1 protein-coding gene and 1 pseudogene are annotated in these 963 nt (G+C 63.3%); one reads left to right on the top strand and one right to left on the bottom strand.

What is annotated here, in order from left to right; translation table 11 throughout:
• Positions 1 to 542 (top strand): glycosyltransferase (locus tag VSX60_RS22395; RefSeq protein ID WP_327626438.1); only part of this gene is annotated, 542 nt, incomplete at its 5' end.
• Between the two features lie 172 nt (positions 543 to 714).
• Here the strand turns inward: VSX60_RS22395 and VSX60_RS22385 are convergent.
• Positions 715 to 879: pseudogene (locus tag VSX60_RS22385) on the bottom strand (IS3 family transposase); the annotation flags it as partial.
• Between the last annotated feature and the right edge of the window lie 84 nt (positions 880 to 963).

Raw genomic sequence — 963 nt, 5'->3', positions numbered from 1 at the left:
GCCTCTTTCGCCCCGTTCACCCCGTCGAGCTCAATTTGCCAAAGCCGGTCTTCCTCACGGTGTCGCGTGTCGCACCGGAGAAGAACCTTACGGCGTTTCTGGATATCGATTTGCCGGGCTCCAAGCTCGTGGTCGGCGATGGGCCGATGTTGAGCGAATTGACGCGGCGTTACCCGGACGTGCATTTCGCCGGGACGCAGTCGGGAGATGCCTTGGCGCGCTATTATGCCGCCGCCGACGTCTTCGTGTTCCCTTCGATGACCGACACCTTCGGGATCGTCCTTATCGAGGCGCTGGCCTGCGGGGTTCCGCTCGCCGCCTTTCCGGAGCCGGGACCGCTCGACGTGATCGGATCGTCAAAGGCTGGGCATATATCCGATGATTTGCGGGAAGCCTGTCTCGCCGCTCTGGCGCTTGATCCTCAGGACGCTCTGGATCGCTCGCGGGCCTATAGCTGGGACGCCTGCGCGGACATTTTTCTGAAGGCGGTGGCGGGTGCGATCGAGCCCTCGGTGGAGCAGGCGTTTCGTCTGGCGGTCTGAGCCGGTTCGACCAGCCGGATCGCCTCGATCAGCCCCCCGGTCTTGTCGAGCTTGACGTTGACGTAGTCATAGCGTTCCCGCGGCGATTGAAGATCGTCCGCGGTGTGGACCGATTCCTCGGCGCAGATCGGCACCGGATGCGGCATGTCAGCCAGGATGTGGTCCTCGCCGACCGGAAGCGTCGGCCGCAGGCGAACTGGTCATGCACGAAATCCAGCGACCAGCGCGCGTTCGGCTTCGCCTCGACCAGGATCGGTGCCCGCGTGCCCACAGCGCGGCGGCGTGATCGTCGCTTGCGCACCGCCAGACCTTCCTCACGGTAGAGTCGATAGATGCGGTGTCCGCCGTCAGCGCCTATGGCCCAGAATTGAGGTTGTGATTTAAGGAGGATTTGGGTCTCGTCGTAGTGACGAAGGAACGA

Source organism: Aurantimonas sp. A3-2-R12, assembly GCF_036016755.1.
In the GTDB taxonomy this organism is placed as follows: domain Bacteria; phylum Pseudomonadota; class Alphaproteobacteria; order Rhizobiales; family Rhizobiaceae; genus Aurantimonas; species Aurantimonas coralicida_A.
This window is presented reverse-complemented; position numbering and strand designations above follow the sequence as displayed.